This window comes from Geodermatophilus sabuli (assembly GCF_010686765.1).
Taxonomy (GTDB): Bacteria; Actinomycetota; Actinomycetes; order Mycobacteriales; family Geodermatophilaceae; genus Geodermatophilus; species Geodermatophilus sabuli_A.
Genome location: NZ_JAAGWF010000019.1, coordinates 1 through 24,031 on the forward strand (window position 1 = coordinate 1; position 24,031 = coordinate 24,031).

The 24,031-nt window shown below is 75.3% G+C and carries 27 protein-coding genes, 1 pseudogene and 1 riboswitch; of the genes and pseudogenes, 12 read left to right on the forward strand and 16 right to left on the reverse strand.

Annotated features, from left to right (window positions below; all coding sequences use genetic code 11):
- Positions 1-401 (forward strand): HNH endonuclease (locus tag GCU56_RS16810; RefSeq protein ID WP_163482901.1); only part of this gene is annotated, 401 nt, incomplete at its 5' end.
- Between the two features lie 60 nt (positions 402-461).
- On the opposite strand, the gene GCU56_RS16815 is transcribed toward GCU56_RS16810, so the two are convergent.
- Positions 462-734 carry a DUF3253 domain-containing protein gene (locus GCU56_RS16815; protein WP_163482902.1) on the reverse strand — a complete coding sequence of 91 codons (273 nt, stop codon included), beginning with the start codon at positions 732-734 and terminating at the stop codon, positions 462-464.
- 72 nt (positions 735-806) lie between these two features.
- Between GCU56_RS16815 and GCU56_RS16820 the strand changes: the two genes are divergently transcribed.
- Genes GCU56_RS16820 through GCU56_RS16830 form a run of 3 tightly spaced genes read left to right on the forward strand, consistent with a single transcriptional unit; the run spans position 807 to position 2,585 of the window.
- The gene (locus GCU56_RS16820; RefSeq protein WP_163482903.1) at positions 807-1,421 is read left to right on the forward strand and encodes a hypothetical protein; all 615 of its coding nucleotides are present in this window, start codon (positions 807-809) and stop codon (positions 1,419-1,421) included.
- Positions 1,422-1,423: 2 nt separating this feature from the next.
- On the forward strand, positions 1,424-1,939 hold the full coding sequence (locus GCU56_RS16825) for a hypothetical protein (protein WP_204332281.1): 516 nt from the start codon (positions 1,424-1,426) through the stop codon (positions 1,937-1,939).
- 25 nt (positions 1,940-1,964) lie between these two features.
- Positions 1,965-2,585, forward strand: a complete 621-nt coding sequence (locus GCU56_RS16830) for an MSMEG_1061 family FMN-dependent PPOX-type flavoprotein (RefSeq protein WP_163482904.1) — start codon at positions 1,965-1,967, stop codon at positions 2,583-2,585.
- Positions 2,586-2,603: 18 nt separating this feature from the next.
- Here GCU56_RS16830 and GCU56_RS16835 read toward each other — a convergent pair whose 3' ends face one another.
- Genes GCU56_RS16835 through GCU56_RS16845 form a run of 3 tightly spaced genes read right to left on the reverse strand, consistent with a single transcriptional unit; the run spans position 2,604 to position 4,877 of the window.
- Positions 2,604-3,929 (reverse strand): serine hydrolase domain-containing protein, encoded by a 1,326-nt coding sequence (locus GCU56_RS16835; RefSeq protein ID WP_163482905.1) that lies wholly within the window; start codon positions 3,927-3,929, stop codon positions 2,604-2,606.
- Positions 3,930-3,957: 28 nt separating this feature from the next.
- The gene (locus GCU56_RS16840) at positions 3,958-4,284 is read right to left on the reverse strand and encodes a DUF3817 domain-containing protein (RefSeq protein WP_163482906.1); all 327 of its coding nucleotides are present in this window, start codon (positions 4,282-4,284) and stop codon (positions 3,958-3,960) included.
- Complete coding sequence (locus GCU56_RS16845) at positions 4,281-4,877, reverse strand: hypothetical protein (protein ID WP_163482907.1); 597 nt, start codon at positions 4,875-4,877, stop codon at positions 4,281-4,283. Before GCU56_RS16845 ends, GCU56_RS16840 begins: the two co-directional genes overlap by 4 nt.
- A gap of 27 nt (positions 4,878-4,904) precedes the next feature.
- Here GCU56_RS16845 and GCU56_RS16850 point away from each other — a divergent pair, with 27 nt between their 5' ends.
- Positions 4,905-5,450, forward strand: coding sequence for a hypothetical protein (locus tag GCU56_RS16850; protein ID WP_163482908.1), 546 nt, complete (start codon positions 4,905-4,907; stop codon positions 5,448-5,450).
- Here GCU56_RS16850 and GCU56_RS16855 read toward each other — a convergent pair.
- Both GCU56_RS16855 and GCU56_RS24720 read right to left on the reverse strand, forming a co-directional pair.
- Positions 5,428-5,829 carry a YrdB family protein gene (locus GCU56_RS16855; protein WP_204332282.1) on the reverse strand — a complete coding sequence of 134 codons (402 nt, stop codon included), beginning with the start codon at positions 5,827-5,829 and terminating at the stop codon, positions 5,428-5,430. The genes GCU56_RS16850 and GCU56_RS16855 overlap by 23 nt on opposite strands.
- A 69-nt stretch (positions 5,830-5,898) precedes the next feature.
- Positions 5,899-6,984: a C40 family peptidase gene (locus GCU56_RS24720; protein ID WP_163482909.1), complete on the reverse strand. Its 1,086-nt coding sequence runs from the start codon at positions 6,982-6,984 to the stop codon at positions 5,899-5,901.
- Between the two features lie 15 nt (positions 6,985-6,999).
- A riboswitch (cyclic di-AMP (ydaO/yuaA leader) is annotated at positions 7,000-7,159 on the reverse strand.
- Between the two features lie 187 nt (positions 7,160-7,346).
- Between GCU56_RS24720 and GCU56_RS16865 the strand changes: the two genes are divergently transcribed.
- From GCU56_RS16865 to GCU56_RS24120, 3 genes and pseudogenes are all read left to right on the forward strand, one after another.
- Complete coding sequence (locus GCU56_RS16865) at positions 7,347-7,523, forward strand: hypothetical protein (protein WP_163482910.1); 177 nt, start codon at positions 7,347-7,349, stop codon at positions 7,521-7,523.
- Positions 7,524-7,545: 22 nt separating this feature from the next.
- Positions 7,546-9,102, forward strand: coding sequence for an FAD-dependent oxidoreductase (locus GCU56_RS16870; RefSeq protein ID WP_163482911.1), 1,557 nt, complete (start codon positions 7,546-7,548; stop codon positions 9,100-9,102).
- A 77-nt stretch (positions 9,103-9,179) separates the two neighbouring features.
- A pseudogene (locus GCU56_RS24120) lies at positions 9,180-9,896 on the forward strand (YhjD/YihY/BrkB family envelope integrity protein); the annotation flags it as partial.
- 23 nt (positions 9,897-9,919) lie between these two features.
- Here the strand turns inward: GCU56_RS24120 and GCU56_RS16880 are convergent.
- The 6 genes from GCU56_RS16880 to GCU56_RS16905 all read right to left on the reverse strand — a co-directional run bounded on the left by GCU56_RS16880 (position 9,920) and on the right by GCU56_RS16905 (position 18,867).
- Positions 9,920-12,328: a transglycosylase domain-containing protein gene (locus tag GCU56_RS16880; protein ID WP_204332283.1), complete on the reverse strand. Its 2,409-nt coding sequence runs from the start codon at positions 12,326-12,328 to the stop codon at positions 9,920-9,922.
- A 102-nt stretch (positions 12,329-12,430) separates the two neighbouring features.
- Positions 12,431-14,467 (reverse strand): AAA family ATPase, encoded by a 2,037-nt coding sequence (locus tag GCU56_RS16885; protein ID WP_163482912.1) that lies wholly within the window; start codon positions 14,465-14,467, stop codon positions 12,431-12,433.
- A 63-nt stretch (positions 14,468-14,530) separates the two neighbouring features.
- Entirely contained in the window at positions 14,531-15,205 is a 675-nt protein-coding gene (locus GCU56_RS16890; RefSeq protein ID WP_345771889.1) for an acVLRF1 family peptidyl-tRNA hydrolase, read from the reverse strand.
- Positions 15,202-15,606 (reverse strand): rhodanese-like domain-containing protein, encoded by a 405-nt coding sequence (locus GCU56_RS16895; RefSeq protein ID WP_163482913.1) that lies wholly within the window; start codon positions 15,604-15,606, stop codon positions 15,202-15,204. Before GCU56_RS16895 ends, GCU56_RS16890 begins: the two co-directional genes overlap by 4 nt.
- Positions 15,603-16,817 (reverse strand): MFS transporter, encoded by a 1,215-nt coding sequence (locus tag GCU56_RS16900; RefSeq protein ID WP_163482914.1) that lies wholly within the window; start codon positions 16,815-16,817, stop codon positions 15,603-15,605. The genes GCU56_RS16895 and GCU56_RS16900 overlap by 4 nt, the downstream gene beginning before the upstream one ends.
- A 235-nt stretch (positions 16,818-17,052) precedes the next feature.
- A complete protein-coding gene (locus GCU56_RS16905) occupies positions 17,053-18,867 on the reverse strand; it encodes a phosphoenolpyruvate carboxykinase (GTP) (protein WP_163482915.1) in 1,815 nt (604 codons plus the stop codon).
- A 302-nt stretch (positions 18,868-19,169) separates the two neighbouring features.
- On the opposite strand from GCU56_RS16905, the gene GCU56_RS16910 reads away from it, so the two are divergent.
- Positions 19,170-19,574 carry a hypothetical protein gene (locus tag GCU56_RS16910; RefSeq protein ID WP_163482916.1) on the forward strand — a complete coding sequence of 135 codons (405 nt, stop codon included), beginning with the start codon at positions 19,170-19,172 and terminating at the stop codon, positions 19,572-19,574.
- Position 19,575: 1 nt separating this feature from the next.
- Here GCU56_RS16910 and GCU56_RS16915 read toward each other — a convergent pair whose 3' ends face one another.
- On the reverse strand, positions 19,576-20,091 hold the full coding sequence (locus GCU56_RS16915; RefSeq protein ID WP_163482917.1) for an SRPBCC domain-containing protein: 516 nt from the start codon (positions 20,089-20,091) through the stop codon (positions 19,576-19,578).
- A complete protein-coding gene (locus GCU56_RS16920) occupies positions 20,088-20,417 on the reverse strand; it encodes a metalloregulator ArsR/SmtB family transcription factor (protein WP_163482918.1) in 330 nt (109 codons plus the stop codon). The genes GCU56_RS16915 and GCU56_RS16920 overlap by 4 nt, the downstream gene beginning before the upstream one ends.
- A 73-nt stretch (positions 20,418-20,490) precedes the next feature.
- Here GCU56_RS16920 and GCU56_RS16925 point away from each other — a divergent pair, with 73 nt between their 5' ends.
- From GCU56_RS16925 to GCU56_RS16935, 3 genes are all read left to right on the forward strand, one after another.
- Positions 20,491-20,709 carry a hypothetical protein gene (locus GCU56_RS16925; protein ID WP_163482919.1) on the forward strand — a complete coding sequence of 73 codons (219 nt, stop codon included), beginning with the start codon at positions 20,491-20,493 and terminating at the stop codon, positions 20,707-20,709.
- Between the two features lie 87 nt (positions 20,710-20,796).
- A complete protein-coding gene (locus GCU56_RS16930; RefSeq protein ID WP_163482920.1) occupies positions 20,797-21,039 on the forward strand; it encodes an acyl carrier protein in 243 nt (80 codons plus the stop codon).
- Positions 21,040-21,253: 214 nt separating this feature from the next.
- Positions 21,254-22,219, forward strand: coding sequence for a nitronate monooxygenase (locus tag GCU56_RS16935; RefSeq protein WP_163482921.1), 966 nt, complete (start codon positions 21,254-21,256; stop codon positions 22,217-22,219).
- A gap of 10 nt (positions 22,220-22,229) precedes the next feature.
- Here the strand turns inward: GCU56_RS16935 and GCU56_RS16940 are convergent, their stop codons facing one another.
- Entirely contained in the window at positions 22,230-22,955 is a 726-nt protein-coding gene (locus GCU56_RS16940; RefSeq protein WP_204332284.1) for a DsbA family oxidoreductase, read from the reverse strand.
- Entirely contained in the window at positions 22,952-23,974 is a 1,023-nt protein-coding gene (locus GCU56_RS16945; protein ID WP_163482922.1) for a cation diffusion facilitator family transporter, read from the reverse strand. The genes GCU56_RS16940 and GCU56_RS16945 overlap by 4 nt, the downstream gene beginning before the upstream one ends.
- Positions 23,975-24,031 lie beyond the last annotated feature (57 nt).

Sequence of the window (24,031 nt, forward strand, 5' to 3'; positions counted from 1 at the left end):
CCGGGTTCGGGGCCACCCTGTCCGCCGCCCGCGCCCGCTGGCTGGCCTGCGACGCCACCCTCACCCGCCTCGTCCTGGACCCCGACGGGCTGCCGCTGGACGTCGGCCGCACCGCCCGCGTCGTGCCACCCCACCTGCGCCGCGCCGTCGAGCACCGCGACCGGCACTGCGTGTTCACCGGCTGCAACGCCCCCACCCACTGGTGCGACGTCCACCACCTGCTGGAGTGGATCAACGGCGGCACCACCAGCCTGGACAACTCCGCGCTGCTCTGCGAACGCCACCACACCCAGGTCCACCACGGGTACCGGATCGAACGACGACCCGACGGCCGATGGCGCACCTGGCGCCCCGACGGCACCCAGATCCACACCCACCCCGGCCCACTCGCCGCCGCCTGACGCACGACGCCGGCGGCGGGCACGTCGCCAGGTTCGCTGCGCTCCGCGCAGCCGGACCGTTCAGCCGAGCGGTCGCCCGGACCCGCGGGGCCGGCGCACGCGCACGGGGCCGCGGGCGGTGGTGACGTCGACGACCTCGCCGCGCTGGGTCACCTCGACCGCGCCGGCGGCGGCCAGCCGGCCGGCGGCGGCCCGCGCGGCGGGCATCAGCTCGCGCCAGCCCTCGGACGACACGGCCCGCGCGGCCTCGGACGGGCAGATCGAGGCGCCGTCCCGCCGGTCGGCGAGCAGCGCGTCGATCGCCGTCTCCAGCCGCGTGTCGACGTCGTCCACGCGGCCAGCCTCGGCGATGCGACGTGCCCGCGCCACTGGTCGCCCGGCGCCCGGACGCGGGATGCTCCGCAGGTGCGCCGGACGACGACCTGCCTGCTCGCCGCCTGCGTGCTGCTGCTCGCCGGCTGGGTCTGGGCTCCGGCGGCGTCGGCGTGCAGCTGCGTCGGCGGGACGACGGCGGAGCACGTGGAGCGCGCCGACGTCGTCTTCAGCGGCCGGCTGCTCTCCCGGGAGGTCGCCGGCGGGTCGAGCAGCAGCGATCCGGCGCTGCACGTGTTCGCCGTCGAGACCGTGTGGAAGGGGACGGCGGCCTCGGAGCAGGGAGTGGTGTCGGCCGCTTCGGGCGCCAGCTGCGGGCTCGAGCTCGACGGGGACGGCCCGTTCCTGGTCTTCGCCACCACGGCACCGGACCTGCCCACCGGCCAGCTGGCGGCCGGGCTCTGCGGGGGGACGGCGCGACTTGCAGCGGATCTGACGTCCGAGGTGGCGGCGGCGACCGGCCGGGGACCCGAGGAACCCGGCCCCGGTGCGGTCGGGACCGACCTCGTCGGCGGGCCGTCCGGATGGGCCGTGTGGGTCGGCGCCGTCGTCGCCACCCTCACCGTCGCCGCGCTGGCCGTCACCGGTGAGCTGCGGCGGCGCCGAGCGCCCGGGTGTGCCCACCGTGCACCCGGGTACCGGCGCTGACCATGGCGAAGCGCACCCCCGTGGGGACGGTCGGCAAGGGACGGCGCGGCATCAGCGTGCTGGGCTGGGCGCTCCGCGGTGCGGCCGCCGGGGCCGCGGGCAGCACCGCGCTGAACGCCGTGACCTACGTGGACATGACCGTCCGGGGCCGCGGCACGAGTTCGACCCCCGAGCAGACGGTGGAGCGGCTCGCGGAGAAGGCGCACGTGTCCATCCCCGGCGACGAGGAGACGCGGCAGAACCGGGTGCAGGGGCTCGGGCCGCTCACCGGTCTGGTGGCCGGGGTGGGCGTCGGCGTCCTCGTCGGGCTGGCCCGCGCGGCGGGCTTCCGCTCCCAGCCGCTGGTCGGCATCGCGCTCACCACCGCCGGCGTCCTGGTCGCCGCCAACGGGCCGATGACCGCTCTCGGCATCACCGACCCGCGAACCTGGTCGGCCACCGACTGGGTGAGCGACGTGGTGCCGCATCTGGCCTACGGCGCCGTCGTGAAGACGACGATGGACGCCTTCGACCGCTGACGGGCCACCCGGCAGACTGCGGGCCGTGGACGAGGTCACGACGGAGGCGGAACTGCGGGAGCTGCTCGGCGCGCCGACCCCGGCGGCCGCCGGCAAGGAGCGGCGGACGCTCGGCGAGATCGACCGGCAGTGGCTGGCCGCCTCCCCGCTCTGCCTCGTGGCCACCAGTGCCGCCGACGGCAGCTGCGACGTCTCGCCGAAGGGGGACCCGCCCGGGTCCACCGTGGTCCTGGACGACACGACCATCGCGCTGCCCGAACGCGCGGGCAACCGCCGCGCGGACGGCTACCTCAACATCCTGGCCAACCCGCACGTCGGGCTGCTGTACCTCATCCCCGGACGCGGGGACACGCTGCGGATCAACGGGCGCGCCCGCCTCGTCCGCGACGGCCCCCTGCTCGACCGGATGCTGGTGCGCGGGCACCGGCCCGTGCTGGCGATGGTCGTGGGGGTCGAGCAGGTCTTCTTCCACTGCGCCAAGGCGTTCCTCCGCTCGCAGCTGTGGGACCCGTCGACCTGGGGCGCCGCGGACGTCCCGTCCCGTGCCCGGATCGCGCAGGCACTGGAGCGCCCCACCGAGACCCTGGCAGACCTGGAGGCCCACTACGGCCCCGCCTACGCCGCGGGCCTGTACCCGTCGCCCTGACGACGCGTCCTCAGGGGCTCAGTGTGCCCAACCGCGCTCGTCCACCCCGCCGGGCACCGGCGCGTCGGGGTCGTAGGGGCTGCGGGTGAACACGAACGTGCCCACGTCCAGGTGGTCGTGGGCGATCCGCAGCGGCTCCCCGGCGTAGTACCCGTCCAGGCCCACCCACGTGCCGTCGTCCCGGGCCGCGAACCGGCTGGCCCGCCCGGCGCGGCCGGGCAGCGGGCCCAGGTGCAGCAGGCCCTTGGGCAGCGCGCGCAGCAGGTGGGGCGCCGGCCCCCAGAACCAGGTCCCGAGGACGTCGAGGGAGACCGGCGGCGGCGACGGCGCCCACGGTTCGACGATCCGCGGCTCGGCGGCCCGGAGGTCGGCCAGCAGGCCGAAGACGACCGGCTCGGGACCGCTGGTGGTGTTGGCCAGCGACACCGCGCCCGCGGCCTCGTCCCGGTCGACGAAGACGCCGGCCAGGAAACCGGGCATCGAGCCGCCGTGGCCGATGAGCGTGCGGCCGTCCATGCGCACGACCTGCAGGCCCAGCCCGTAGGCCGCCCAGCCCGGTGCGGAGGAGTCCACGCCGGCCGGCACGGCCATCTCCTCCAGGGTCGCCGGGTCGAGCACGTCGCCGGTGTCCCCGAGCAGGAAGACGGCGAACCGGCCGAGGTCGGCCAGCGTCGACCACAGCTGACCGGCCGCGGCCATCACGCCCGCGTCGTGTTCCGGCTCGGGCAGGACGACGTCGGCCCACGGGTGCACCGCGTGGCCCTCAGCCGCGGGGGCGACGGGACGCGGCGTCGTCCGGGTCATGCCGAGCGGCTCGAGCACCTCGCTGCGGACGACGTCCTCCCAGGCCCGCCCGCGCGCCCGCGCGACCAGCTCGCCGAGCAGGCCGAAGCCGAGGTTGGAGTAGTGGAACCGGCGGGCGGAGCCGAGGACGACGTGCTCCTCGGCCAGCCCCAGGTCGGCCAGCGTGCCTCCGGGCACCCGCTCCCACCAGCCGCCCGGACTCTCCGCGGCGGCGCCGCCGAGGTGGGACAGCAGCTGGCCGACGGTGCGGTCGCCCATCGGTGTGCCGCGGAGGTGCCGGTCCAGCGGGTCGTCGAGGCGCAGCAGGCCCTCGTCGCGCAGCCGCAGCACGGCGACGGCGGTCACCGTCTTGCTGATCGACCCCAGCCGGTACTGGACGTCGGTGTGCGGCTCGGCCACGGCACCCCGGCCGGCCGACCAGACCAGCCCGTCGCTCCGCACCACACCGGCGACGAGGCTGAGCGCCCGGCCGTCCCGCTGCACCCGCGCGGCGCGGGCGAGCAGGGTGCGGGCGGTGGAGGGCAGGACGGCGTCGGGCATGGACGCGAACCTAGCGAGGCGCCGACCGTCAGGAGGTCGGCGCCGGCTCGGGCAGGGGCAGCCGGCCGGTGCGGGTGGCCCAGCGGTCGAACCACAGGGTGACCAGCGGCGGGATCGAGGCCGCGAGCGCCAGCAGCGTGGCGCGCGCGTCCCAGCGGAGCACGCGGGCGGCGACAAGGGCGACCAGCACGTAGGCGACGAAGACCCCGCCGTGGACCGGCCCGAAGATCTGCACCCCGCGTTCGGAGGTCCCGAGGACCCACTTCACGAACATGCCGAACAGCAGGGCCACCCAGGAGCAGGCCTCGGCGAGGGCGACGGCACGGAAGACGAGGGCGACGGCACGGGCGTTCATCGCCCCCCATCCTCCCCGACGGGCCGGCCCCGGTAGGCCCAGCCCCTCGGGGACAGCTCGTACCCGACGGCGAGACTGCGGGTCAGCCCGAGTTCCTTGAGCCGGCGGACGTCCCGCTTGAACGGCAGCGTCTCCCGGCCCAGCAGCGCGGCCAGGTCCGGCGCGCGGACGCCGGGACGCTCGGCGACGAGGTCCAGCACCGTGCGCGTCCACGGCCCGGCGGCGCGCGCGGCGTCCCACCGGTCCAGCCGGGCGTCGATCGCAGCGCGCTCCTCCGGGGTGAGCGCCGCCTGCTCGCGCAGCGCGATCCGCGGGTCGGCGCCGGCGGCGCGGACCCGCATCCGGTAGACGTGTGCGCCCGGCCGGCGGTCGAGCAGCCGGAGCAGCCGGTCCCGCGAGGGGACGCCGGCGGCCGCGGCGTCGTCCTCGGTGATGTGGGCGGGGTCCACCTCGGTGACGTCGACGACCTCGACCACCCCGGCCACCGTGCGCTGGGTGCTGCCGGCGCGCATGCGCGGCCGGTCCCATCGGCGGAAGGCCAGCGTGACCGACCCGTCCATGATCGCTGCCGCGGTGACCGGTGGGATGAGCACCGGGGGATGCTGGCAGGCTCCCCGGGCGTGCGGGGACTGGCGCGGCGGGAGTTCTGCCTCGTCCTGCTGCGGCGGATGGCCGATCTGCGACCGGACCTGGTCACCGAGGCCCTGCCCCGGCTGGACGCTTCCCGGGCCGAGGCGCACGCCGCGCACACCCGCTGGCAGGCGCTGCAGCACGCGCGCCGGGCCCCGCGCGGGCTCGCCCTGCGCAGCGCCGTCCTCGGTCCGCCCGACGAGGTGGAGGACCGCCGCGTCGGGGACCTCGACGTCCAGATCCGCCGCTGGCCCCTGCCGCTGTGGCCGCACCTGTACTGGGAGGTGCTCTCGGGCCCGGGCGGGTCGGTGCTGCACGAGCACCTGGCGCGGACGCCCGGGTCCCCGGTGCCACCAGCGGGAGCGGGCGCGCTGCTGGTGTGGGAGCACGTGCTCGGCGACGTGATGGGTCTGCCCGGCGCGCGCAGCGTCGACCCCGGGGTGGTCACCCGCTGGGACGTGGATCTCCCGGGTGGCGTGCGCGCGCGGTTCGTGTGGGGGCTGCTGCAGCAGGTCAGCGGGCCGTCGCCGCGGTGACCGGGGCGGCCGGCGCCGGGCCGGTCAGCGGACCCGAGAGCACGGTGCCCAGCAGCGCCGCGACGGTCAGGACGACGGCCAGCCGGGGGTGCCCGGTGGCCAGCAGTGCCGCGGCAGCGGCGCCGAAGACGACGACCTGGGTGACCAGGGCCAGCGCGGGGACCCCGACGGCGGCCCGGGGGGCGGCGAACAGGCCCCAGAGCACCGCCGCGGCCAGTGGCACGCCCAGGGCCAGGGCCCACCGGACGGCCGACGTCCCGCCCGTCACGGCGCCCCAGTACCCCAGGGCGGCCAGCGCGCCCAGCTCGGCGACGAAGGCCACGCCCGCCCATGCCCACTGCCACGCCTGGGTCATGACGTCCTCCCGCACTGCGAGCATCGATACGTGTAGAGAGCAGTGTTCACACAAATGCCCCGGCACGCAAGCCCCGCAGGCGGGAGGCCTCTCTCAGGCGGCGAGGCGGCGGGCCCCGCTGTAGCCGCCCATCGAGTCGATGCTCGCCACCTTGACGACGTCCCCGGACGTCGGCGCGTGCACCATCTGGCCGTTGCCGATGTAGATGCCCACGTGGCTGACCGGGCTGTAGAAGAAGACCAGGTCACCGGGCCGCAGATCGGCGCGGGACACGGCCTGGCCCATCTGGGCCTGCATCCGGCTCGAGTGCGGCAGCGCGATGCCGGCCGCCTTGAAGGCGTACTGCGTCAGGCCGGAGCAGTCGAAGGAGCCCGGCCCCGAGGCCGCCCACACGTAGGGCTTGCCCCGCTGCCCCATGGCGGCGGTGACGGCCGCCTGGGCCGCCCCGCCGTCCGCGACGACCGGGGCGGCGGGCGCCGGCTCGGCCCGCTCGGCACGGCTGGCGCGCTCGTCGCCGGCGCCGTGCGCGGCCGCCGCGGCGTCCAGCGCGGCCCGCCGCTCGCTCGCGCTGAGCCGGGCGTAGTCGGCCTGGTAGGCGGCGATCTCGGCCTCGAGGGCGGCCTGCTGGGCGGCGACGGAGTCGTACAGCTCCTGGGCCGCGGCCGCCGCCTCGTCCGCCACGACCTGCGCCTGGGCGGCGACGTCGCCTGCGGCGACGGCCTCCCCGAGCACTCCGTTCTGGTGCCCGGCGACGGTCTGCAGCAGGGAGATCCGGTTCACGAACTCGTCGGCCGAACCACTGGTCATGAGCGCCTGGAGCGAGCCCATGCTGTCGCCGGTGAAGGCGCTGCGGGCGATGCCGCGCACGTGTTCCTGCGCGCCGGCGACGGCAGCCCGGGCCTCGGCCACGGCGGCCGCGGCGGCCTGGGCGGCGGCCTGCTGTGCGGCGAGCCCCTCGCGGGCCTCCAGGAACTCCTCGGTGACGACCTCGAGGGCGTGCCCGCGGGCGGCGACGAGGGTCGCGGCCTCCTGGGCGGTGGCCGGCTCCTCGGCGCCGGCGGACACCGGCAGGAGCGTGACCGGGAGCAGCGCGACGCCGAGGGCGCCGGCGAGGACGACGGCGGCCCGGCGCCACGGCGCGCGACGGGAGGGCAGGCCTGCGGTGCGAGGGGACGCCATGGGGCGGCGACACTCCGTTCCTTCCACGGCCGCCTACCGGGTTAGCTGACGGATTCGGACGGGAAGTCGCCCGGCGCGGCGGCCCGGAGGCCGGCTGCGCTTCACCCCAGTGCTGCGGTGGGTCCCCGGTCCGACACCCCCGGGGAGGAGGGAGCCGGTTCGGCGGCGTCTACGAGGTGTCACCCAGGCTGGTGACGGAGCGCCCCGTTGGACGTACTCACCGTAAGGGGAGTGACCCGGCCGTGACAATTACCCAGATGTGATTTGGTGGACTTCCACTGCACCTCGGCGTCCTCCTGCGACGGGCGTGACGGCTGCGGCGGGTGGGGTTCACGACGAGGGGCGATGGGCATCGGGGGCTCATGGATCTCAAGCGCCCCGTCGTCGTGCTCGCCATCGCCGGGTTCCTGGCCGGTCCACTCGCCGCCTGCGGGGACAACAGCGACGTCGACCGCGGCGAGGAGGGCTGCGGCACCGCCGAGGCCTCCCGCGCCGAGGAGTGCGAGGACTCCGAGGACGGTCCCGGCACGGACGGCTGACCGGCCCGGATACCGTCCGCCGGTGGATGCGCAACGCGGGTACGACGCGGTCGTCGTCGGAGCCGGGCACAACGGGTTGGTGGCCGCGGCCTACCTCGCCCGGGCGGGCTGGTCGGTACTCGTGCTCGAGCGGCTCGAGCAGGTGGGTGGCGCCGCGGTCAGCCAGCAGGTGTTCGCGGGCGTCGACGTGCGGCTGTCCGCGTACTCGTACCTGGTGAGCCTGCTGCCCGACCGGATCGTCGCCGACCTCGACCTGCAGGTCACCCTGGCCGACCGGGCGGTGGCGTCCTACACCGCCGTCGCCGGCGGTCCCGGCCTGCTGGTGGAGCGGGACGAGGGACCGGCCACCGCGGCGTCCTTCCGCGCGCTGACCGGGTCCGACGCCGAGCTGGCCGGCTGGCGCCGCTTCTACGGCCGGCTCTCGACGCTCGCCGAGGACCTCGCGCCCACCCTCACCGAGCCGCTGCTCTCCCCGGGGGAGCTGGCCGCCCGGCTGCGCGAGCCGGAGCTGTGGCAGGACCTGCGGGAACGGCCGCTGGCCGACGTGGTGGCCGACGAACTGACCCACGACGTCGTCCGCGGCGTCGCGCTCACCGACGGTCTGATCGGCACGTTCGCCGACGTGCACGCCGACGACGGCCTCGCCGGGCGGTGCTTCCTCTACCACCTGGTCGGCAACGGCACCGGCCAGTGGCGGGTGCCCGTCGGCGGGATGGGCGCGGTCACCGGGGCCATGGCCGCCGCGGCCCGCAGCGCGGGCGCCGAGCTGCAGACCCGCGCCACGGTGACCGCCCTGGAGCCGCGCGCCGACGGCGTGACGGTGCACTGGACCGACGACGACGGCACCGAGCGGGCGGTGGACGCCGGGCACGTGGTCTGCGGCGCGGCGCCGGCCGTGCTGGACCGGCTGACCGGGACGGCTCCACGGCCCTCGGCGGACGGCGCGCAGCTCAAGGTCAACATGGTGCTGGCCCGCCTGCCGCGGCTGCGCTCGGGCGTGGATCCGGCGGTGGCCTTCGCCGGCACGTTCCACGTCGACGAGGCCGCCGGCCAGATCGACGACGCGCACGCCCAGGCGCGGGCCGGCCGGCTGCCCGACGTCATCCCGTTCGAGGTCTACTGCCACTCGCTGTCCGACCCGTCGGTGCTGGGGCCCGCCGAGCGGGCGGCGGGCCGCCACACGCTGACCCTCTTCGGCCTGCACACCCCCGCGGGGCTCTTCCGCGCCGACCCGGTCGGCACGCGACGTGAGGCGGTGCGGCGGGTGGTCGCCCAGCTCGACGAGCACCTCGAGGAGCCACTGCTGGACTGCCTGGCCCGCGACGCCCACGGCGAGCCCTGCCTGCAGGCGTCCTCGCCGCTGGACGTCGAGGCCTCACTGGCGATGCCCGGCGGCCACATCTTCCACGGCGACCTGTGCTGGCCGGTCGCCGCGACGCCGGAGGACGTGGGGACCTGGGGGGTCGCGACGGCGCACCCGCGGGTCGTCGCGGCGTCCTCGGGCGGCACGGTGCGCGGTGGGGCGGTCAGCGGCCTGGGTGGTCACGCGGCGGCCCGGCAGCTCCTGGACCGGCCCTGAGCCGCCGACCCGGACGACTGCGCAGCGAGGCGCGCGGCCTGCTCCGGGGAGCCGGTGCCCGGCTGCGCGGCCGGGACCTGGCACTCATCGCCGCCGGGCTCACCTTCTACGCCGGCATCGCCGTCGTCCCGCTGCTGCTGGTGGCCTTCTCACTGACCGCACTGCTCACCTCCCCGGGCACCGTGCGGGAGCTCAGCGGCCGACTGGGCGACCTGCTGCCGCCGCAGCTGGGGGCACCCGAGGCGTTGCGCGCCCTGGCCGAGGCCGGGATCGGGCTGGACGTGCTCGGCTTCGTGCTGGCCCTGCTGCCGATGTCCTTCTACGGCGAGGGACTGCGGCGGGCGCTGCTGCGCTTCACCACGCGGCAGGACACCCTCACCGGGTGGCGCGGCCGGTTGCTGGCCCTGCCGCTGGTGCTGGCCACCCCGCTGCTCCTCTACCCGCTGCTGCTGGCCGCGTCGGCCATGGCCGACCTGACCGAGCGCGGCGCCGTGGTGGGCAGCCTGGCGGTCGGCTTCTACTCGGTGCTGTTCGCCCTCACCGTGCCGCTGCTGTGGGGCTTCGGCGTGATCGCCGCGGACCGGCTGCGCTGGCCGGCCCTGGTGTCGGGCGCGCTGTTCACCGCCGCCTGCCTGTCCGGCTTCCTGCAGGGGTTCGTGCTGTTCCTGTCCCTGCCCCTGGCGCTGGGAGCGCCCTTCGGCGGGCTGACCGTCGTCGGGGCGGTCGTGGCCATCAGCTTGTGGCTGTTCCTGCTGCACCTGGTGGTGATCGGCGGCTGGCTGCTCACCCAGGCCCTCGACCAGCGGCTGCGCTCCGGTCAGCCGCCCTCGCCCTCGCCCTCGCCCTCACCCGGGGGCGGCGGCTGGGGTTCCTCGGCCGGCGCGACCGGCGGGGGCTCCGGTGCCTCCGGTGCTGGAGGCGGCGGTGCCCCCGGCCCGGGTGCGGGGGTGCCGGGGTCCGGCTGAGGCGGTGCCTCGGGGGCTGGTTGCGGGCGGGGCGCCGGTGGCACGAAGTCGGCGCCGTTGCTCACCAGGATGGAGACCCGCTGCCCCTGCACGGCGCGGCCACCGCGGGGCGGGCTGGTGCCCAGCAGCACCCCGGCCGGGCGGGCGCTGTCCACGCGGGCGGTGACCGGCTCGAATCCGGCGTCCCGGAGGGCGGACTCGCACCCGCGCACCGAGGAGCAGCCCGGCACCGGCCGGGTGTTGCCGTTCTCCACCACCGCGTCGGCGGGCGGGAAGGGCACCATCGGGCGGTTCTCGAGGATCGGGGCCATGGCGTCGCGCCAGATGGTGGCGCCCTTGCCGCCGCCGAAGCCACCGACGTCCTCGTTCCGCTTGGGGTTGAGCACCATGACGCTCGCGGTGATCTCGGGGGTGTACCCGACGAACGCCACCGAGAAGTTGTCCTGCGACGTCCCCGTCTTGCCGGCGATCTGGTGGCCGCGCACGTAGGCCCGCGAGCCGGTCTGCCCCGGACTGCCGGGCTCGACGTCCTTGCGCAGCATCTGGTTGAGCGTGGTCGCCACGCCCGGGGGGATCGCCTCGGGCGTGCAGCGGTCGCCGACGGCCAGCGGCTCGCCGTCGCCGCCGACGGCGGGCTCCCCGTGCTGGTCGAGGACGGCGGTCACCGGGACGACGTCGCACTGGGTGCCGCTCGCCGCCAGCGTCGAGTAGGCGCTGGCCAGGCCGAGCGGGCTGGTGGGCTCGGGGCCGAAGGTGAACGAGCCCCGGTTCTCGTCGATGACCCGCTGGGGCAGCTCCGGGTCGTTGAACTGGAACAGGCCCATCCGCTCGGCCATCCGCACCGGCTCCTCGACACTGCCGAGGGCGTCCTCCAGGCCGAGGAAGTAGGTGTTGGACGACTGGTACAGCGCCGTCGTCAGGTCCAGCGTCGAGCGGTAGGTGCCGGCGTTCTCCACGTCGTAGGGCCGGCTGCCGTCGCGGTACACCCGGGACACGTACGGGTCCGACGTGGTCAGCGTGTAGAAGCTCGAGTACCCCCGGGCCAGCGCGGCGGCGGCGACGAACACCTTGTAGGTCGACCCCGAGCCCTGGCTGGGCGCGACGTTGAGGTTGAACGACTCCTGCGCCGGGTCGTTGGGGTCGTAGCCGAAGACCCGGTTGACCGACAGCGCCAGCAGGTGGCCGGTGCCCGGCTCCACCGCGCTGAACATGCCGGCCAGCGAGTCGCCCATCGGCAGCGTGTTGAGGACGGCCGCGTCGCCGGCGCGCTGCAGGTCGACGTCGAGGGTCGTCTGGATGACGTAGCCGTTGTTCTCGAGGTCCTCCTGGCTCAGTCCCAGGTCCTGGATGAGGTACCGCTGGACGAAGTCGCAGACGAACGCCCCGACGGTGGCCTCGACGCAGCCGCGGCGGGGTGCGGGGCCAGGGGCCAGGCCGAGCGGGGCGGCCTGCGCCTGGGCGGCCTCCTCCGCGCTGACGTAACCCTGCTCGGCCATCCGGGAGAGGACCTCGTTGCGGCGCTCGGTGGCGGCCTCGGGGTTGGTGAACGGGTCGTCGGAGGTGGGGCTCTGCGCCAGCCCGGCGAGCAGGGCGGCCTGCGGGAGCGTGAGCGCGGCGGCGTCTATCCCGAAGAAGGCGCGGGCGGCCGGCTGCACGCCGTAGGAGTTCTGCCCGAAGTACACGATGTTGAGGTAGCGGGTGAGGATCTCGTCCTTGGAGTAGGCGTCCTCGAGCGCCAGCGCGACCCGCGCCTCCCGGAGCTTGCGGCCGACCGTCTGCTCGGTGGCCGCGCGGCGCTCCTCGGGGGTCTCGGCGGTCTGCAGCAGGGTCTGCTTGACCAGCTGCTGGGTCAGCGTGGAGCCGCCCTCCTGCACGCCGCCGGCGGCCAGGTTGGTCACCAGCGCGCGCATGGTGCCCTGGACGTCGAGACCGTGGTGGTCGTAGAAGCGGGCGTCCTCGATGGCCACCATCGCGTGCTTCATGACCTCGGCGATCTGGTCGTGCGGCACGGGGGCCCGGTTCTCGTCGTAGAACCAGGTGATCGGCTCACCGTTCGCCGCCAGGAGCACGGTGTTGGCCGGCGGGGTGTCGATGGTGAGCTCGGTGGGCAGGTCCCCGAGCAGGCCGGTGGACTGCTGCGCGGCGATGGCCGGGCCGCCCACCCACGGGAAGAGGAGTGCCGCGACCAGTGCCCCTGCCGCCAGGACGGTCGCGGCCAGCTTGAGCAGCGTGCCGGCCCGGCCGTCGGTGCGCCGGTCCATTGATCTCCCTCCGTGGATTGCCCACTGCAACAGGAATCGGCGGCGTCCACAACCACCCGCGCCGTACCGGCACCTGGCCGGCGCCGAAGCGTGCACCTCCCGTCACTCCACGAGCACGCCCGGCAGGTCACCGCGGTGCAGCACGACCAGCGTGCTCACCGCCCGGGTGAGGACGACGTAGAGCCGGTGCAACCCGCGCGGCTCGGCGGCCACGATCGCGGCGGGGTCGACGACGATCACGGCGTCGAACTCCAGCCCCTTCGCCAGCGACGCCGGGACGACGGCCACCGGGGCCGCCTCGCCGTCCTCCCCGAGCACGGCCGCGGGCCGGCCGGCCGCGACGAGGGCCGCCGTCAGGTCGTCGACCGCGGCGTCCGGGCCGACCACACCGATCGACCCCGGCACGGCCGTCAGCTCGCGCACCACGTCGACCAGCGCACCGGTGAGCTCGGCGACCGGCCGCACCCGCAGCGACCCCGGCCCCCGGCGCACCGCCGTCGCGGCGTGCAGCCCCGGCGCGATCAGCGGCAGCAGCCGGTTGGCGTAGTCGAGCACCTCGCCCGGGACCCGGTAGCCACGGGTGAGCGGCCGGACGACGGTGTCCGGCCGGCCCAGGCCGGCGAGTGTGCGGCCCCAGTCGGCGGCCGCCCACGGGCTGGTGGCCTGCGCGAGGTCGCCGAGCACGGTCAGCGAGCCGGTGGCCAGCCGGCGGGCCACCGCGCGGCACTCCATCGGCGAGAGGTCCTGGGCCTCGTCGAGCACCACGTGCCCGTAACCGCCGGTGCGCTCGACCAGGCCGGCGGTCTCGTCGACCAGCACCGCGTCCGCGGCCGTCCACGGCGCGCGGCGCAGCGGTCCGGGCGCGCGCAGCAGGAGCGCCTGCTCGTCGTCGGACAGCAGGCCGCGGGCCGCCCGCGCCAGCTCGGCCGGATCGGTGAGCAGGGTGTGCACCAGTCCGGCGGCGTCGCGGGCCGGCCAGACGGCGTCGCAGAAGGCCCGCACCTCGGGGCTGCGGGCGGCCCGCCGCGTCTCGGCGTCGGTGGGGCTGCCGCCGGCCTCCTCCTTCTGCCGGCGGGCGTCCTCGGCCAGGCTCATCGCCAGCCGCTCCCGCCCGGCGGCGTAGTGCAGCACCTGCTGGTCCTCCCCGGCGCGGCCACGCCGGCGCAGGTCGTCGACGGTCCGCTTGAGCCGCTCGACCGGTACCCGGTAGCGGCGCCCGGCCAGGGGCACCTGCACCGAGTCGGTGGGCTTGGCCACCGCTCCCCACAGCGCCCGGTGCAGCACCTGTGCCATCCGCGCGTCGCCCTTGAGGACGGCGACCGCCGGCGGGTCGACCGCCCGCACCGGCACTCGCGCGGTCAGGTCGGCCACCGTCGTCTGGTCCACGTCGACCTCGCCGAGGGTGGGCAGCACCTGCTCGATGTAGCGCAGGAACGCCCGGTTCGGGCCGACCACGAGGACGCCGGACCGAGCCAGCTGCCCGGCGTGGCTGTAGAGCAGGTAGGCGGCGCGGTGCAGGCCGACCGCGGTCTTGCCCGTGCCCGGCGCCCCCTGGACGCAGACCGACTCGGCCAGTGGCGCCCGCACGATCTCGTCCTGCTCGGGCTGGATGGTGGCCACGATGTCGCGCATCGGCCCGCTGCGCGGGCGCTCGATCTCGGCGAGCAGGAGGCGGCTGTCCGCCGTCCCGGCGCCGGCGCCCAGCAGCTCGTCCTCGTAGCCGGTGAGCTCGCCGCCGGCGAAACCGAACCGGCGCCGCCGCACCAGGCCCTGCGGATCGGCGGCGCTGGCCCGGTAGAACGGCCGGCTCATCGGAGCCCGCCAGTCGATGACGACCGGGGTGCCGGAGTCGTCGCGCACGTGCCGGCGGCCGATGTGGAAGGTCTCGGTGCCGCCGTCGGGCGCGCCGGTGTCGGTGCGGCCGAAGAACGCCGGCACCCCCGGGTCGGCGGCCAGCGCGCGCAACCGCTCGGCACGCGCGGCCCCGAGCCGTTCCGCGGCCCAGCCGTCGACTCCGGCGTCGGTCAGGGCGGCGGCGGCGGTGCGCATCTGCGCCAGGCAGTCGGCCGCGCGGGCGAGATGGGCGCGCTCGGCGAGGAGGACGGGATCGGCGGTCTCGGACTCGGCGGGGAGAGACACGGTCGGAGGACGCTACTCGCGGGCGGACGCCGCGTCGACCGACATCGGCGGTGAGCTGACCGGTCAGTCGCGCCGCTCGCCGGGTTCGGTGATGTGGACCAGCACGGCGCGGAACTGCTGCGGCGTCTCGAGCAGCACGGCCTTGGTCGGTTCGCCCACCTCCAGCGCGGGCTCGGCGCGGAGCGCGGCGAGCGGGGCCAGCCGCGGATCGGCGAGGACGTCGTCGACCAGGCCACGGTCACCGCCGGTGAACAGTGCCTCGAGGCCGTCGACGTGCGGCAGCACCACCCGGACGGCGGTGTCGGCAGCCGCGTCCACCACCGCGTCGGTCTGGTGGCCACGCCGGCGGGCGTACCGCTGCTGGCTCCAGCCACCCGCCGCGGTGCGGCCCTGCACCAGCCGGGCGTCGACCTTGGAGACGACCAGGTCGTCGCCGTCGAAGACGCCGACCGCCCAGCGCCCGCGCCGGACCAGCAGCACGGCGGCGCGGTGGGGACGGCGCGCGGCGGCGGTGAAGGTCGTCAGCAGGGCCGGTCCCGGGCGCCAGCCGAACGGCGCCCGCAGGGTGAGGTCCGTGGTGTCCGCGCAGGTGATCGCCACGGCTCCGTCGTCCGTCCGGTGGACCTGGGCGAAGGCGCCGTGCCGGTCGGCGACGCCGTCCAGCCAGCGGCCCAGCCGATCGGGGGCCACGCGCAGCAGGCGCCCGCCGCCGGCGGCGGGGCGGCCGCGCGCGCTCACTCCTGCGTGGTGGGCAGCCCGGCCGCGGCCCAGGCCTGGTAGCCGCCGACCACGTCGCTGGCCCGGTGCAGGCCGAGGGCGCGCAGGGAGTCCGCGGCGAGGCTGGAGGAGTAGCCCTCGTTGCACAGGACGATGACCTCGACGTCGTACCCGGTCGCCTCGGGCAGCTTGGCGTCGCTGGCGGGGTCGAACCGCCACTCCAGGTGGTTGCGCTCCACGACGAGCGCGCCGGGTACCTCGCCGTCGGCACGCCGCTGGGACACCGGGCGGGTGTCCACCAGCACCGCGCCGCTCGCCATCCGCGCCGCGGCCTCCTCCGGGGTGACCCGGTCGATCCGGCCGCGCGCCTCGGCCAGCAGCTCGTCGACGGTGCGGGCCCCCTCGGGCCGGCCGGTGCTCATCGGGCCATCACCGGCTCGGCGGCGTGCTCGGCCGGGACGTGCAGCAGCCGCTGGCCGGCGATGACGGCGACGGCGGCCACCCCTGCGGCGACGGTCGCCACGAGGAAGGAGGCGTTGGCCCCCACCACGTCGACGACCTTGCCGGCGACCGACGCGCCGATGGCGACCCCGAGCCCGAGCGCGGTGCCGATCCAGGTGAAGGCCTCGGTGGTGGCCGAGCGCGGCACGAGCAGCTCGGCGAGGGTGAAGGAGCTGATCAGCGACGGCGAGACCGCGACCCCGGCGACGACCACGAACGGGATCATCACCCAGATGCTCTCGACCACCAGCAGCGGGATGCTCAGCACGGTCATGAGGACCAGGACGACGGCGAGGCGGTGCCGCAGCGGGCGCCGCCAGTGCACCGTCCCCCAGCCGATGCCGCTGGCCATCGAGCCCACCGCGAGGGCGGCGATGAGAACCCCCGACAGGGACATGGCGCCCACCTCGTCGGCGAAGGCGACCAGCCCGATCTCCAGCGTGCCCAGGATGGCGCCGACGGCGGCCCCCACGACGAAGAGCACCCGGATGCCGGCGCTGCGGATCGCCGAGGGGCCGGTCCGGGCCGCGTGGCCGTGCGGCGGCGGCTCGGTGCGGCCCTGGGCGGCGAACAGCAGGCTGCCGATGACGGCGAGGGTGAACGCGGTGACCACGCCGGAGGTGGCGTGCCCGGTGGTGGACAGGAAGGTGACGAGCACCGGGCCGACGATGAAGACGAACTCGTCGACGACGGACTCCATGGCCAGCGCCGTCGGCAACCGGTGCGTGCCCCGCAGCAGGTGGGTCCAGCGGACCCGGATCATCGAGGACACCGGCGGGATGCACGCGCCGGCGATCCCCGCCGAGACGAAGACGATCCACAGCGGCCAGTCCTGCTTCACCGCGGGGAGGAACACGCAGCCGGCGACGACGAACACGGCCACCACCGGGAGCAGCGTGCGCCGCTGGCCGTGGGTGTCGGCCCAGCGCCCGATCAGCGGACCGGCGAACGCCGTGGTGACCGCGCCGGTGGCGGCCACGGCCCCGCCCAGCCCGTACGAGCCGGTCTCCGAGGCGATGAGGAGCACCGAACCCAGGCCCACCATGGACAGCGGCAGCCGGCCGATGAAGGCGGCCAGCACCATGGGCAGCGTGTGCGGGGTGCGCAGCACGTGCAGGTAGGGATTGGGCACGGGCGGGAAGCCTGTCGTCGAGGGAACGGACGGTGTCGGGCTGGAAGTCGCTCCCCGTCACGCTAACCGACACCTGTCGGCCGGGCCGTCCGGGCGCGCGGGTCGCCTGACCGCCCTCGCCGCGCACGCAACGAGGCCCCACACCGGTCTCCAGGGACCAGCGCGGGGCCTCGCTCCTGCCCCGTCCCGAGGCTCGCCCCGAGCTCGCGAGGGGTGAGGGGGACGGGGTCCTTCTTCAGGCGAGCCGGTGCTTGAGGATCTCCAGCTCGTCCCACATCGTGCTGGGCAGCTTGTCGCCGAACTTCTCGAACCACTCGGTGATCTGCGGGACCTCGGCGCGCCACTCGTCCTTGTCGACGGCGAGGGCCTTCTCCACCTGCTCGGTCGTCATGCCGAGCCCGGAGAGGTCCAGCGAGTCCGGCGTCGGCACGTGACCGACCGGCGTCTCGACGGCGGCCGCGGTGCCCTCCAGGCGCTCGACGACCCACTTGAGGACCCGGCTGTTCTCACCGAAGCCCGGCCACAGGAAGCCGCCGTCGTCGTCCCGGCGGAACCAGTTGACGTAGAAGATCCGCGGCAGCTTGGTGGAGTCGGCCTGCTTGCCGGTGTCCACCCAGTGGCCGAAGTAGTCCCCGGCGTTGTAGCCGATGAACGGCAGCATGGCGAAGGGGTCGCGGCGGACGACGCCGACGGCGCCGGTGGCGGCGGCGGTGGTCTCCGAGGAGAGCGTCGCGCCCATGAACACGCCGTGGTTCCAGTCCCGGGCCTCGCTGACCAGCGGGATGGTCGTCTTGCGGCGGCCGCCGAACAGGATCGCCGAGATCGGGACCCCCTTCGGGTCCTCGTACTCCGGCGCCAGGATCGGGCACTGGGTGATCGGCGTGCAGAAGCGGCTGTTCGGGTGGCTGGAGAGCTCGCCGGACTCCGGCGTCCAGTCCCGGCCCTTCCAGTCGGTGAGGTGGGCCGGCGTCTCGTCGGTCATCCCCTCCCACCAGACGTCACCGTCGTCGGTCAGGGCGACGTTGGTGAAGACCGAGTTGCCCTTCGCGATCGTCCGCATGGCGTTCGGGTTGGTGTCGAACCCGGTGCCGGGGGCCACGCCGAACAGGCCGTACTCGGGGTTGATGGCGTAGAGCCGGCCGTCCTCGCCGAAGCGCATCCACGCGATGTCGTCGCCGATCGTCTCGACCTTCCAGCCGGGGATGGTCGGCTCGAGCATCGCGAGGTTGGTCTTGCCACAGGCCGACGGGAAGGCGCCGGCGACGTAGTAGGTCTTCTGCTGCGGGCTGGTCAGCTTGAGGATCAGCATGTGCTCGGCGAGCCAGCCCTCGTCGCGGGCCATCACCGAGGCGATCCGCAGCGAGTAGGCCTTCTTGCCGAGCAGGGCGTTGCCGCCGTAGCCGGAGCCGTAGGACCAGATGGCCCGCTCCTCCGGGAAGTGGGTGATGTACTTGGTCGTGCTGCAGGGCCAGGGCACGTCCTGCTGGCCGGGCTCCAGCGGAGCACCGAGGGAGTGCATGGCCGGCACGAACGCCCGGTCCTCCCCCATCGCCTCGAGCACGTACGTGCCGATGCGGGCCATGACCCGCATGGAGACCACCACGTACTCGGAGTCGGTGAGCTCGACGCCGAACATGGGGTCCTCGGCCTCGACCGGGCCCATGCAGAACGGGATGACGTACATCGTCCGGCCGCGCATGCACCCCCGGTACAGCTCGGTCATGATCGACTTCATCTCGTCGGGGGCCATCCAGTTGTTGGTCGGCCCCGCGTCGGCCTCGTCGACCGAGCAGATGAAGGTCCGGTCCTCGACGCGCGCGACGTCACTGGGGTCGGAGGCACACCAGAACGAGTTGGGCTTCTTCTCCAGCCGCGTGAACGTGCCGGCGTCGACCAGTTGCTGCGTGAGCCGCTCCCACTCCTCGTCGCTCCCGTCCACCCACACGACGCGCTCGGGGGTGGTCAGCTCGGCCATCTCCCGCACCCAGGCGAGGAGCCGGGCGTGCGTGGTGGGGGCGTTCTCGAGACCGGGGGTGGCCACGGAAGTCACGGCGTCTCCATCCTCTGGGTACGCCGGGCGGGTCGCCGGCGTCGGTGCAGGTCCTGCTCAGCTGCGGCCGGGACCGCCTCGGCGCAGTGCGCCGCGGATCCCGGGTCGGGTCAGCGTACAAGCGCCGACACACCCCTGTAACCGTGAGAGACGTTACGTCTAGGACGTCTGGTCGGCAGGCCGGAGACGCCTGGTGGACACCTCCCCGTCGCCTCCTGCGCCGGCGCCCCGCGGCTGCCCTCCACCCTCGGGGCGCCGAGACGGGTCCCGCGGCGGGGGCGGACGTCCTACGGTGCATCTCCATGTCGCACCGATCGGCGCTCGTCGCCGTCTCCGGCGTCCAGCTCGCGGCCGGTCTGGCCGGCCAGGTCGTGGCGCTGCTGCGGCGGCGGCACTACGACGTGCCCTTCATGACCGGCAGTCCGGACTCCGTCGCCCGCGACTCGCTGTGGTTCGGCACCGCGTTCAGCGCGCCCGTCTACATGCTCGGCCCGCAGGCCTGGGCAATCGCACGGCTGGCAGCCGGGCCGCACCAGCCGGCTCGCCAGGTACTCCGCCTGCTCGGCACCGGGATGGTCGGCGGCTACCTCGCCGAACGCCTCTGCCGGCGGCGGCTGACACCCGGCGGCTTCGACCCGGTCGAGACCCCCATCGTGGCGGTGGGACTCGCCGGGTCGGTCGCCATGGCCGTCCTGGGACGGCCGTGACTCACCCGTCCCCGCGGCCGTAGGCGGGGCCGACCGCGGCGACGAACGCCTCCCAGTCCCCCGTCGGCGCCGGGCCGCCCAGCTCGGCGCCGAACTTGTCCAGGTACCAGTGCCAGCCCATCGCGAAGTCCGTGACGTCGGCACCGGCGGGGAAGACCTGGACGAAGCTGAGGTGGGTGCGGCCGCCCTCGCGCCACAGGTCGAGGTCGACCCGCCAGTCCTCGGTCTCCTGCTGCGTCCACTCGACCACCAGCCGCCGGGGTGGGTCGCACTCGACGATCGTCATCGGCTCACCGGTCTGCTCGCCCTCCTCGTGCGTCATGGAGAAGGTCCCCGTGCCGCCGGGACCGCGGGCGCCGTCGTAACGGCCGATCCAGCGAGCCAGCCGGTCCGGCTCGGTCAGTGCCCCCCAGACGTCCTCGATGGGATCGGCCCAGGAGCGGCGGAACTCCAGGCGCTGCCGTCCGTCGTCCTGCCGCGTCACCACTCCGCGTCGGGTGGCGAGGTCCTCGGTCATGCGGGGTCTCCTGTCCGTCGTGCCCGCCGGCCGCGGGCGATCTCGGTGTCCAGTGCGTCCAGCCGCCGCGCCCACAGGTCGCGGTAGGGCTCCAGCCACTCGTCGAGCTCCCGCAGGGGGCGGGGGTCGAGTGCGTAGAGACGACGGCGGCCCTCCACCCGGCTGTGCACCAGTCCCGCCTCGCGCAGCACCCGCAGGTGCCGGCTGATGGCGGGCCGGCTCACCGGGAACCGGTCGGCCAGCTCACCGGCCGCGAGCTCACCCCGGGCGAGCAGGTCGAGCAACTGCCGCCGGGTGGGGTCTGCCACCGCAGCGAGCGCCTCCACCAGGAATGTGTAACACGTCAGTTACACGTCCGGCCAGGGGTTGGCTCGTGACGCCGCCGGGCACGGGGCGGTCATGACCGTCACCGACCCCGACGTCCCCGACCCGCTCAACGACCCGCGGACCCTGCAGGCCGACCCCGGCGCCTACGGCGAGGGCGAGGACCTCGCCTCGGGGGAGGACGACGCCGCCACCTCCGGCGAGGAGGAACTGACCGCCGGCGCCACCGAGACCGACGACGCCGGCGGCGGCGACGTCACCGGCGGGGCCTTCTCCGAGGCGCCGCCGGACTGAGCGCAGCCGTGACGGATCGGTCCGTTTCGACCTGCGCCGGTCTGGCAAGTCCTGGGGTCTCACCGTTCGCAGACGAGGAGGACTGGGATGGCCACCGGAGAGACCGGCTTCGAGGACGTGAGCTTCGACCTCATCTCGGTGCAGTACCACTCGCTCAAGGCCGGGCACGACTACGGGCAGTACGTCCGGGACGCGGAGAACGCGGGACTCGACGACATCGCGGCGTTCTTCCGCGAGGTCATGGAGCAGGACTCGGCACGCGCCGCGCGTTGCCACGAGTTCCTGCGCCGGCTCAGCGGGACCGAGCAGGGCGGCCCGGCGATGGGCTGAGGCCCCACCGGCGCCCCCGGGACCCGGCCGCCCCGCGCGGCCGGGGACCCAGCCCGCGCGGGCGGGCGTGCCGGCGTCGGTTCGCCGTGGCGATCGCGTCCGCGGCCGCCTCGGCGGACCGACCACGAGAGGCACCCGTGCGCACCCTGGCCGAGGGCGCGACGCCGCGCACGACGGGGCTGCGCTGCACCCCCTGACACCGGACCATGGCCCGGTGATCACCACCGCGCTGACCCGCTGGTTCGACCTGACCGCCCCGATCGTCGGGGCCCCGATGGCCGGGGTCGCCGGCGGGGCCCTGGCCAGGGCGGTGTCGCTCGGTGGCGGCCTCGGGATGATCGGCGTCGGCAACGCCGCCGCACCGGAGTTCGTCGCCGAGCAGGCCGCGATCGCGGCCGCGGACGACGACGTCCCCTTCGGGATCGGGCTGATGGCGTGGGCGATCGCCGACCGCCCGGAACTCCTGGCCGCGACGATCGCCGCCCGGCCCGCCCTCGTGTCGGTCTCGTTCGGGGACCCGGCGCCCTCCGTCGGCCCGCTGCACGATGCGGGCATCGCCGTCGCCGCGCAGGTCAACACGGTCGCCGACGTCACCCGCGCCCAGGAGGCCGGCGTCGACGTCCTGGTCGCCCAGGGCACCGAGGCCGGCGGTCACACCGGGCAGCGCGCCCTGCTGCCGCTGCTGCAGGAGGTGCTGACCCTGACCGACCGCCCGGTGCTCGCCGCCGGCGGGATCGCGACCGGCGCCGGCACGGCCGCCGCCCTGGTCGCCGGGGCGGCCGGTGTGTGGATCGGCACGCCGCTGCTGGCCTGCCCGGAGGCGCTCAACTCCCCTGCCGCCCGGGCCCGGGTGACCGCGGCCGCCGGAGAGGAGACGGTGCTGACCCGGGCGTTCGACGTCGCCCAGGGGCTGGCCTGGCCCGCGCGGTGGCCCGGGCGGGCGCTGGTCAACGACTTCAGCCGGACCTGGCACGGGCGGGAGGCGGAACTGGCCGGCTCTCCCGATGCCGCCCGGCGAGTGGTCGAGGCACGGCGCAGCGGCGACCTCGACGCCGCGCCGCTCTACGCGGGCGAGTCGGTCGGGCTGGTCACCGGCGAACGGTCGGCGACCGACGTCGTCCGGGAGTTGACCGCGGACGCCGAGCGGACGCTGCGCGCCGTCCCGCGGCTCCTGCGCTGACGGTCCGCCGTCAGACCGCGCAGCTGTCGTCGGCGCAGCTCTTGGCGGCCGGGACGGTCTGCAGCGGGTGCGCGTCGGCCCAGGCCCGCTCGAGCAGCTGCAGCAGCAGGTCGGCCGGCTGCGCGCCCGCGGCGCCGTACGTCCGGTCGACGACGAAGAAGGGGACGCCGGTCGCGCCCAGCGCCTGCGCCGTCCGGGCGTCCTGGGTGACGGCGTGCCGGTGGCGGTGGTCGGCCAGCGCGGCGCGGACCTCGGCCTCGTCCAGGCCGACCTCGACGGCGAGCGGGACGAGCCCGTCGACGTCGAACACCGACCGGCGCTCCTCGAAGTGCGCCGACAGCAGCCGCTCCTTCATCGCGCCCTGGAGCCCGTGCTCGGCCGCCAGGTGGATGAGCTCGTGCGCCAGCAGGGTGTTGCCGCTGACCCCCGCCGCCAGGTCGTAGGACAGGCCCTCGGCGGCCGCGGTCTCCTCGACGTGGCGCATCGTGCCGCGCATCTCCTCGACGCTGCGACCGTACTTCTCCGCCAGCGCCGGCAGGGTCGCGTGCGTCTCGCCCTCGGGGATGCCCGGGTCGAGCTGGAAGGAGCGCCACACGACCTCGACCTGGTCGCGGTGCGGGAACCGTGCCAGGGCAGCCTCCAGCCGGCGCTTGCCGATGAAGCACCACGGGCAGACGATGTCGGACCACACCTCGATGCGCACGTCGCCGGACAACCGCGGGAGCTGCCGCGTCATTCCGGCGGCTGCCCGCTCCCGGGCCGGGGGGCGGCGGCGCGCGCCCGCCCGTCGCCGGGCGTGGGGTCGAGGAAGACGTAGCGCACGCCTGCATGGCGGGCGACCAGCCGGCGCTCGGCCTCGTCCGAGGCGCGCTCGACGTCGGCCACGGTGGCGTCGTCGGCGAAGTCGACCTTCGCCGAGACGATCAGCTGGCCCGGGCCGATCACCGTGGTCAGCAGGAACGGGACGTCGACCACCTGGTCCAGGCCGGCGATCTCGGCGCGCAGCTGGTCCTGGATGCGCGGTGAGACCGACCGGCCGATGAGCAGCGAGACGTTGGCCCGCGCGAGGGATCCGGCGACCAGCAGCAGGAGCACGCCGATGGCGATCGCCGCGACGCCGTCCCACACCGGGTTCCCGGTGAGCTGCTCGAGGAACAGCCCGAGCGCGGCCAGCACGAGGCCGACGAGCGCGGCGCTGTCCTCGAAGGTGACCGCCTTGACGGTCGTGTCACTGGTCTCGGCCAGGTAGCGGCGCGGGGTGGTGTCCCACGCCCGGGCGGAGCTGCGCACCTGCCGGACGGCCTTGAGCCAGGAGGCGCCCTCGAGCACGAAGGAGACCCCCAGGACGACGTAGGCGATCAGCGGGTCACCCTGCTCCTCGCCCTCGAGGATCGTCGTGACGCCCTGGTAGAAGGAGAAGCCCGCGCCGAGGGTGAAGGTGGCCAGGCAGGCGAGCAGGGCCCAGAAGTAGGTCTCCCGGCCGTAGCCGACCGGGTGCCGGGCGTCGGGAGCCCGGTTCCCCCGCTTGAGCGCGACGAACAGCAGCACCTCGGTGATCGTGTCGGCCATCGAGTGCGCGGCCTCGGACAGCATCGCCGAGGAGTGGCTGACCAGACCGCCGACCAGCTTGGCGATCGCGATCCCGAGGTTGGCCAGCCCGGCCACCACGACGGTGCCGGTGGACTCACCGCCCGGGTCCCCCTCGGTCGCCTCCTCGCCGAGGGCGTGCCGGGTGGTCGGGGCCGGTTGCGTCATGGCTGCGCGGTGCCCCGCGGCGACCGGTGCCATGCGCCGGGCGACCCGGGTCACCCG